Genomic DNA, 5,849 nt, shown 5'->3' with positions numbered 1-5,849 from the left:
TTCGAGTACCGGTCGGTGGTGGCCGGTCGGGACGTCGCCGAGTTGCGGGACGGTCTGGCGGCGTTGGCGGACGGTGCCGGGGTGACCCACCGGGCGGTGCCGGGCCGGTTGGGTGCGTTGTTCACGGGTCAGGGTTCGCAGTGGGTGGGGATGGGTCGTGGTCTGTACGACGTGTTCCCGGTGTTCGCGTCGGCGTTCGATGCGGTGTGCGGCGAGCTTGACTCGCTGCTGGGTGTGTCCCTGCGGGATGTGGTGTTCGAGGGCAGTGCTGATCTGGATCAGACGGGGTTGACGCAGCCGGCGGTCTTCGCGGTCGAGGTGGCGTTGTTCCGGCTGGCGGAGTCGTTCGGTGTCAAGCCGTCGGTGTTTGTCGGTCACTCGGTGGGGGAGATCGCCGCCGCGCACGTGACCGGTGTGTTGTCCCTCGCCGATGCGGCGCGGCTGGTGGCTGCTCGTGGTCGGTTGATGCAGGCCCTGCCGAGCGGTGGGGTGATGGTGTCGGTGCAGGCCACGGAGGCGGAGGTGTTGCCGCTGCTGGCCGGCCGTGAAGATCTGGTCGGGATCGGTGCGGTCAACGGCCCGACCTCGATTGTCCTGTCGGGTGCGGAAGCTGCGGTGGAGGAGGTCGCCGCGCATTTCCGGGGGTTGGGTCGTAAGACGAAGCGGCTGTCGGTGTCGCATGCGTTCCATTCGCCGTTGATGGCGCCGATGTTGGACGAGTTCCGCACGGTGGTCGCCGGCCTGTCGTTCACGGCCAGCGATGCCACTGTCGCCTCGACGGTGACCGGTGAGTTGACCAGCGCGAACGTGTGGGCCGACCCGGAGTACTGGGTGGAGCACGTCAAGGCGGGGGTGCGGTTCGCCGACGCGGTCACCGCCGCCCAGGGCAGTGGTGTGGTCACGTTCGTGGAGATCGGCCCGGACGGCATCCTGACCGCCCTGACCGGGCAGATCGTCGACGCCGACGACGAGGTGACGGCGGTTCCCCTGGTCCGCCGGGACCGGGACGCCGCGCTGACCTTCACCGCCGGTCTGGGCTCGCTCTGGGCCCGGGGCATCGCCGTCGACTTCTCCGCCCTGATCGCTGGCGGGAAGCGGGTCGATCTGCCGACGTACGCGTTCCAGCACCAGCGGTACTGGCTGGAGGCGACGGCGCAGGTCCCCGCCGATCCGACCGGTCTGGGCATGACCGCCGCGAACCACCCGCTCCTGGCGGCGGCGATGACCCTCGGCTCCGGCGACGAGCACGTGTTGACCGGCCGACTGTCGGTGGCGACGCATCCGTGGTTGGCCGATCACCAGGTGATGGACACGATCGTGCTGCCGGGTACCGCGCACGTGGAGTTGGCGTTGCACGCGGGGCACCGGGTCGGCTGCGACACCCTCGACGAGTTGACGCTCCAGGCGCCGCTGGTACTGCCGGCCACGGGTGCGGTGCACGTGCAGATCACCGTCGGCGAAGCCGACCTCCAGGGCCGTCGCCAGCTCCACATCTACTCCCGTCCCGAGGACGCGCCAGCGGACACCCCGGCCACCCTGCACGCCGCCGGTGTCGTGCTCCGCGAAGCCCACGACGCGACGAGCACCGGTGAACTCGCCACCTGGCCGCCCACCGGCACCGAAGAGGTCGACGTCTCCGCGCTCTACCAGGAGCTGGCTGCCGCCGGCCTCAGCTACGGCCCGGCCTTCCAACTGGTACGCCGCGCCTGGCGGGCAACCGACAGTGACCAGGTGTACGCCGAGGTGGTCCTGGCACAGCAGAGTGCGGGCGACGCCGACCAGTTCGGCCTGCACCCGGCACTGATGGACGCCGCCCTGCACAGCATCGGCCTCACCGGCCGGAGCGCGCTCACCGGTGGCGCCCAGCTGCCCTTCGCGTTCGTCGGCGTACGGCTGCACGCCACCGGCGCCACCGTGCTGCGGGTCCGCATCACCCCCGCCGACTCCGACTCCGTACGCCTCGACCTCGCCGACACCACCGGAGCCCTGGTCGGCACGGTCGACTCGCTGATCCTGCGCAGCGTCGACCGGGACCAGATCAGCGGCGGTACGACCGGCTCCCGGGACTCCCTCTACCAGGTGGAGTGGGTCGTCGGCCCGGTCCAGGAACACGCCGACTCGCCCCAGTTCGCCGTACTCGGCGCCGACTGGCCGGCGGAACTGGCCACCGTCTGCGCGGCTGTCGCCGTACCCGATGTGCTGCTCGCCCCGGTCGACCCGACCGGTGGCGACCTGGCCGACGACGCGCGCCACCTCGTGCACCGGACCCTGGGCCTGGTGCAGGAGTTCCTGGCCGCCGAGCAGCTCGCCGCCAGCCGGCTGGTACTGGTCACCCGGGGTGCGGTCGCCGCCGGTACCGGGGAGATCCCGCACCCGGGGCAGGCCGCGCTCTGGGGCCTGGTGCGATCCGCGCAGGCCGAGCACCCGGACCGGCTGGTCCTGCTGGACCTGGACGAGTCGGCCGACGCCGGCCTGGTCCTCCCCGCCGTGCTCGCCGGTGGCGAGCCGGAGGTGGCGGTGCGGGCCGGTCGGGTGTTCGTGCCCCGTCTGGTGCGGGTGACGGATCTGGCGGGGGATGTTTCCTGGCCGGTTGAGGGTGCGGTGCTGGTGACCGGTGGTACGTCGGGTCTGGGTGCGTTGGTGGCCCGGCATCTGGTGGTCTCGCGTGGTGTGCGGCGGTTGGTGTTGGTGAGCCGGCGGGGTGTGGAGGCGCCGGGTGCGGTGGATCTGCGCGACGAGTTGGTGGCCGCTGGCGCGGAGGTCCGGGTCGTGGCGTGTGACGTGTCGGATCGGGCCGGGTTGGCGGCGGTGGTCGCCAGTGTCGAGGGTCTGTCGGGTGTGGTGCATGCGGCGGGTGTGCTGGATGACGGTGTGATCGACGCGCTCACGGCGGAGCGGGTTGCGGGGGTGTTCGGGCCGAAGGTGGATGCGGCGTGGCATCTGCACGAGTTGACCCGGGACCTGGACCTGTCCGCGTTCGTGCTGTTCTCCTCGGCGGCCGGCGTCTTCGGCGGCCCCGGCCAGGGCAGCTACGCCGCGGCGAACGCCTTCCTCGACGCCCTCGCCGGATGGCGCCGGGCCGACGGACTCGTCGCCGTCTCCCTCGCCTGGGGCCCCTGGCAGCACGGCATGGCCGAGCAGCTCAGCCAGCGTGACCGGGAGCGGATGGAACACGACGGCGTACACGCCCTCAGCACCGAGGAGGGGCTCGGGCTCCTCGACGCCGGTCTCGGCGCCGGCACCCCGGCTCTCGTTCCGGTACGCCTCGACCTGGCCGCCCTGCGTTCCCGTGACCAGCAACCACCGGCGCTCCTGCGTGGACTGGTCGGCACCCCGGTACGACGCCGTCGGGCGGCACAGGCCGCCGACGCCAGCGGACTCGCCGCCCAACTCGCCGGCCTCTCCACCGCTCAACGGGAAGCCGCGCTGGTGGAGCTGGTGCGGGCCGAGGTGGCCGGGGTGTTGGGGCACGCGTCGGTCGACGCGGTGGAGTCGGGTCGGGCGTTCAAGGAGTTGGGTTTCGACTCGTTGACCGGGGTCGAGCTGCGCAACCGGCTGGCCAAGGCGACCGGCCTGCGGTTGCCGGCGACGTTGGTGTTCGACCACCCGAGTGCGGTGGCGTTGGCCCGGTTCCTCGGGTCGGAGTTGTTCGGTGTGGACGAGCCGGCGGCGGTGCTGCCGGTGGTGTCGGCGGCCGACGACGAGCCGATCGCGATCGTGGGGATGGCCTGCCGGTTCCCCGGTGGGGTCTCCTCACCGGACGAACTGTGGCAACTCGTGGTCGCCGGAGGCGACGGGGTCACCGGATTCCCGGAGGACCGGGGCTGGGACATCGAAGCCATCTACCACCCCGACCCGGACCACACCGGGACGACGTACTCCCGCTACGGCGGTTTCCTGCACCGGGCGGCGGATTTCGATCCGGGGTTCTTCGGGATCTCGCCGCGTGAGGCGGCGGCGATGGATCCGCAGCACCGGTTGTTGTTGGAGTCGTCGTGGGAGGCGGTGGAGGCGGCCGGGATCGATCCGGTGTCGTTGCGGGGTTCGCGGACAGGTGTGTTCGCGGGGGTGATGTACCACGACTACGACAGTGTGGTGGCGTCGGCTGCGGATTCGGTGGAGGGCTTCCTCGGTACGGGTGGCAGTATCGCCTCGGGTCGGGTGGCGTACCACCTGGGTCTGGAGGGGCCGGCGGTCACCGTCGACACGGCCTGCTCGTCGTCGCTGGTGGCGTTGCACTGGGCGGCCCAGGCCCTGCGGTCGGGGGAGTGCTCCCTCGCGCTCGCCGGTGGTGTGACCGTGATGGCCACGCCGGGCACGTTCGTCGACTTCTCCCGGCAGCGTGGGCTGTCCCCGGACGGACGGTGCAAGGCGTTCGCGGCGGGTGCGGACGGTACCGGCTGGGGCGAGGGCGTGGGTGTCCTCGTGGTGGAGCGATTGTCGGACGCGGTGCGTAACGGGCATCGGATCCTGGCGGTGGTGCGCGGGTCCGCCATCAACCAGGATGGTGCGTCGAATGGTCTGACGGCGCCGAACGGTCCGTCGCAGCAGCGGGTCATCCGGGCGGCTCTGGCGTCGGCTGGGATCTCGGCCGCCGACGTGGACGCGGTGGAGGCGCACGGTACGGGTACCAGCCTGGGTGATCCGATCGAGGCGCAGGCGTTGTTGGCGACGTACGGGCAGGACCGCGCGGGGGAACCGCTCTGGCTCGGGTCGATCAAGTCGAACCTGGGTCACACGCAGGCGGCTGCGGGTGTCGCCGGCATCATCAAGATGGTGCAGGCGATGCGGCACGGTGTGTTGCCGCAGACGCTGCATGTGGATGCGCCGTCGCCGCACATCGACTGGGAGTCGGGTGCGGTGGAGTTGTTGACCGAGGCGCGGGAGTGGCCGGTCGTGGACCGGCCGCGTCGGGCGGCGGTGTCGTCGTTCGGTATTTCGGGTACGAACGCGCACGTCATCCTGGAGCAGCCGCCGGTGACGGTGGAGGCGTCGGTGGTGTCGGAGTCTCCGGTCGGGGTGGTGCCGTGGGTGCTGTCGGGTCGTACGCCGGAGGCGGTCCGCGACCAGGCGGCGAAACTGCTCACCGTCGTGCAGGGGGAGTCGGCGCCTGCGATCCGGGACATCGGGTGGTCGCTGGCGTCCACCCGGTCGGCCTTCGAGTACCGGGCGGTCCTCACCGGGGCCAAGCCGGCCGACTTCATCAAGGGGCTCGACGCGCTGGCCGCTGGCCGTTCGGCGCGGACCGTCGTCCAGGGTCGGGCCACCTCCGGCGGACTCGGTGCGTTGTTCACGGGTCAGGGGTCGCAGTGGGTGGGGATGGGTCGTGGACTCTACGACGTGTTCCCGGTGTTCGCGTCGGCGTTCGACGCGGTGTGCGGCGAGCTTGACCCGCTGCTGGGCATCTCTTTGCAGGATGCGGTCTTCGAGGGCAGTGCTGATCTGGATCAGACGGGGTTGACGCAGCCGGCGGTCTTCGCGGTCGAGGTGGCGTTGTTCCGGCTGGCGGAGTCGTTCGGCATCAGGCCGTCGGTGTTCGTGGGTCATTCGGTCGGGGAGATCGCCGCCGCGCACGTGGCCGGGGTGCTGTCCCTCCACGATGCGGCGCGGCTGGTGGCGGCTCGTGGTCGGTTGATGCAGGCCCTGCCGAGCGGTGGGGTGATGGTGTCGGTGCAGGCCACGGAGGCGGAGGTGTTGCCGCTGCTGGCCGACCGTGCAGGTCTGGTCGGTGTCGGTGCGGTCAACGGCCCGACCTCGGTCGTCCTGTCGGGTGCCGAGGCGGCGGTCGAGGAGGTGGCGGCGCATTTCCGGGGGTTGGGTCGTAAGACGAAGCGGCTGTCGGTGTCGCA

Annotated in this window: 1 protein-coding gene; it reads left to right on the top strand. The window is 71.4% G+C overall.

Annotated elements, in window-relative coordinates; genetic code table 11:
• On the top strand, nt 1-5,849 hold a 5,849-nt coding region (locus tag GSF22_RS29540; protein WP_208817196.1), incomplete at both ends, for a type I polyketide synthase.

The sequence above is a fragment of the Micromonospora echinofusca genome, assembly GCF_017614955.1.
Classification (GTDB): Bacteria; Actinomycetota; Actinomycetes; order Mycobacteriales; family Micromonosporaceae; genus Micromonospora; species Micromonospora echinofusca_A.
This window is presented reverse-complemented; position numbering and strand designations above follow the sequence as displayed.